The organism is Plectonema radiosum NIES-515, from assembly GCF_025753815.1.
Classification (GTDB): domain Bacteria; phylum Cyanobacteriota; class Cyanobacteriia; order Cyanobacteriales; family Nostocaceae; genus Hassallia; species Hassallia radiosum_A.
The window spans coordinates 1-2,848 of the sequence record NZ_JAOWRF010000401.1 but is presented as its reverse complement, the minus strand read 5'-3'; the positions used below and the strand labels follow the sequence as shown (position 1 = coordinate 2,848).

Sequence of the window (2,848 nt, the reverse complement as noted above, 5' to 3'; positions counted from 1 at the left end):
TTACCCGGAATATAAATTAAGTGAGCCATTCCATCGTTGTAGTACCCGGATAAAGTTAGAGTTCTTATTTTGGGAAAAAACCTCAACTTAAAATTTTCGGAAAAGTGTTTTCCTTTAAAAGTTATACATAAATTATCACTACCAATTTTTTCAGATAACAATTGAAACTGACTTTTTGGCAGAACTAAAGCCGCATGACCACTTCCAATTGTTTGATATAACAATTGAAACTTAGTTTTTGGGAAAACTAAAGCCGCAATTTTAGCAACCTCTGCCCAAAAATCTGGCTCTCGTGTCTGGAAAAGTTTTCCTGCACCTTTAATTGACATGATTTTTCCTTTGTTATGGATTTAAAAGTAGCTCCGCTACGACTTTGTACATTACAATAGGTAAAAGTAACACATAGATCAGATTTACTCTGCAAAATTATATCTACGAGGTAATTGACATAAATTTAACTATATGCATAAAAAAACATGCTAAATATTAGTCACGCTAGTTTACTTGTTTTTAGATATTTGTATCTATGATAGTAATATTTGTACTTCTCAAGTATGAAATTTAAGTAAATTTACATGATTTACCCTGATAACCGATTACTGTTGAAACAATTGAAAAGGCATTGCTCCGACTCGTTTGTAGGTTTGACAAGGAAATGAGCGGTTAAATTTCAAATTATTTAATCTTCGCACTTGCGAATAATATTATTATGTTGTCAAGACGTTCCGCGCAGAGGTGTCTTGACAACACCTAATGTGTGATTTGCCGGATCTGATATGAAAGAACGTAACAACTAAGGGGGAGGAAACCCTACCCCCAAACATCTATTGAGACACAACTAATGTTGGTTCAGGTAGCTGAGTATATTCCCCGACAATTTTTCGGAATAAATCTCCCTCGATTGTCTCTTGGTCTGACAACAAATCTACCAGATGCTCCATTGCTGTGCGGTTTTCTTGCAACAGTTCTTTTGATTTGATGTAGCAATGAGTGATAATTTCCCGCACTTGTGAATCAATTTTGGCGGCAATTTCTTCAGAATACTCTGATTTGTTCATCCAGTCACGTCCTAAGAAAACCTCTGGGCTGCTTTGATTTTCTAAAGAAAGTGGACCTAAGTCAGACATGCCGAAACGTGTCACCATTTGCCGTGCCATTCCAGAAACTTTTTGCAGATCATCTCCGGCACCGGTGGTTACTTCTGGTTTGCCAAAAACAATTTCTTCAGCGGCGCGACCTGCTAAAGTTGAGGTAATTCTGGATAGCAGTTGAGAACGAGAAATTAAGCCTTGTTCTTCGTTGGGAGTAAACCAAGTCAAACCTTGGGCTTGTCCTCGTGGGATGAGGGTAACTTTTTGCACTGGGTCATGGTCTTTGAGTAATGTCCCGACTAAAGCGTGTCCAACTTCATGGTAAGCAATTAAGCGCTTACTTTTGCTATCTACAAGGGGAGTACCTTCCATCCCAGCCACAACCCGGTCAACCGCATCATCAATTTCTAAAAGGGTAATAGATTCTTTGCGGCGTCTAGCGGTGAGAATTGCCGCTTCGTTGAGTAAATTGGCTAAATCGGCGCCAGTGAAACCAGGAGTGCGGCGAGCGATCGCTTCTAATGATACACTCTTATCTACTTTCTTATTCCGCGCATGGACTTGTAAAATTTCCAATCGTCCTTTCATGTCGGGTGCATCAACTATTACTTGCCGATCAAAGCGTCCCGGACGCAACAATGCTGCGTCTAATACATCAGGACGGTTGGTGGCAGCAATAATAATGATGCCAGTATTACCTTCAAAACCATCCATCTCCGTGAGCAGTTGGTTGAGGGTTTGTTCTCTTTCATCGTTACCACCACCGATACCAGCACCCCGCTGTCTGCCTACGGCGTCGATTTCATCGATAAAGATGATACAAGGAGCGTTCTCTTTCGCTTTCTTAAACAAATCGCGGACACGGGATGCACCAACACCTACAAACATTTCTACAAATTCCGAACCGGAAATACTGAAGAAAGGTACACCAGCTTCTCCAGCGATCGCTTTCGCTAATAAAGTTTTACCAGTTCCTGGAGGTCCAACCAACAGCACTCCTTTGGGAATGCGGGCACCGACAGCAGTAAATTTTTCCGGTTGTTTGAGGAAGGTAACGACTTCTTGCAGTTCTTCTTTGGCTTCTTCGATGCCTGCTACATCGTTAAATGTTACTCCTGTTTTTGCCTCCATTTGAAAACGCGCTTTAGATTTGCCGAAGTTCATCGCTTGGCTAGAGGCATTAGTTGAGCGTCGCAGAAATAATAACATTAACGCCAGTAGCGGCAAAATCCACATTAAGTTAATCAAAAACCCAACAGCTGCTCTACTATTAGCTGAGGAAACCTCACCAAACTCAACTTTATTCTCTTTGAGTTTATTAATTAACTCTGTATTATTCTCCAAAAGCCTTACTCTTTGTGGTGTATCTTTTTTCCCTTTGAAATAAACCGTGGCAATTTGTTCAGCTTCGTCAAGTTCTACTTTATCAACTTGGTTGTTTTTAGTTGCTTTCAGCAAGTCACTATAAATTAGGGTTTCGCGCTCTGCTTTTTGCGCTAATGCGGGAGTACTCCCGAAAATTCCTGGCAACATGATTAAACTGGCTGCTAGCGCTCCAGTCAATGCTACACGCTTTGAGGAGTGATGTTTGGTCAATGCCTTTTTGTGAAAATTTGTCATAATAATTACCCTTTGTCTGCTGCTACATACTTGAGCGCTAGTTTTATGTCTGTTCTTTTAGCAAGAATTGAAGTCACTGTTTTCTTAATCTAGTGTAACTTTCAGTTTCAGGCATTTCCAAGTCTCTTTCGGCTGGG

2 protein-coding genes are annotated in these 2,848 nt (G+C 40.6%); both read right to left on the bottom strand.

What is annotated here, in order from left to right; all coding sequences use genetic code 11:
• A partial coding sequence (locus tag OGM63_RS28190; protein ID WP_263749047.1) for a hypothetical protein occupies positions 1–329 on the bottom strand: 329 nt, incomplete at its 3' end.
• Between the two features lie 495 nt (positions 330–824).
• Complete coding sequence (ftsH, locus tag OGM63_RS28185) at positions 825–2,624, bottom strand: ATP-dependent zinc metalloprotease FtsH (RefSeq protein WP_263749048.1); 1,800 nt, start codon at positions 2,622–2,624, stop codon at positions 825–827.
• Positions 2,625–2,848 lie beyond the last annotated feature (224 nt).

What these genes read in the sequence shown, in the direction of transcription:
- ftsH (WP_263749048.1), bottom strand. Translation starts at nt 2,624, where the DNA reads ATGTTGCCAGGAATTTTCGGGAGTACTCCCGCATTAGCGCAAAAAGCA.